The following is a 455-nucleotide window of genomic DNA, read 5'->3' as shown; positions in this document are numbered from 1 at the left end:
TTACTATCCATATTCTGGGAACCTCGGCTCAGCTTATACTCCTAGATATATACATTACGGTACTATCAATCAACAAGCTCTGTCAACAGGTAAAAAAACTCCGCCATCAGAGAATCAAAGCTTTAAGTCAGTTTCTCTCGCTGCTGGTGATGGGTCTTTAACGGATGCAACTCTTTTTTATTGTTATGCCTCAACCGAATCAACAGGATCTACTGTTGGCTTTGAAGGGGAATTGATCTATGGTCGATCTCGTAACAAATAAATAAGGATTTCTAGTTGTACCTCGTAAAAAKACTTCTTTCTTTTTAGTTCTTTCAAGGGTTCATAAGGGAGAGTTAAGCGAAGGAAGGATAAGAATAGATTAGCTGGTAGCTCTTTCTCTTTGAAGAGCTGTATGTAAGTACGGTTCTTTCGGGAATGAAATAGAAAGCAACCCTGTTCTCTTCTATTCTACA

Annotated in this window: 1 protein-coding gene; it reads left to right on the top strand. The window is 38.5% G+C overall.

The genetic code is table 11. The features are described from left to right. Window positions 1-262, top strand: a 262-nt coding sequence (locus EIZ48_RS29285) for a hypothetical protein (protein WP_205298660.1), incomplete at its 5' end; no start/stop codon positions are given. Window positions 263-455 lie beyond the last annotated feature (193 nt).

The organism is Photobacterium alginatilyticum (genome assembly GCF_009910675.1).
Taxonomy (GTDB): Bacteria; Pseudomonadota; Gammaproteobacteria; order Enterobacterales; family Vibrionaceae; genus Photobacterium; species Photobacterium alginatilyticum.
This window is presented reverse-complemented; position numbering and strand designations above follow the sequence as displayed.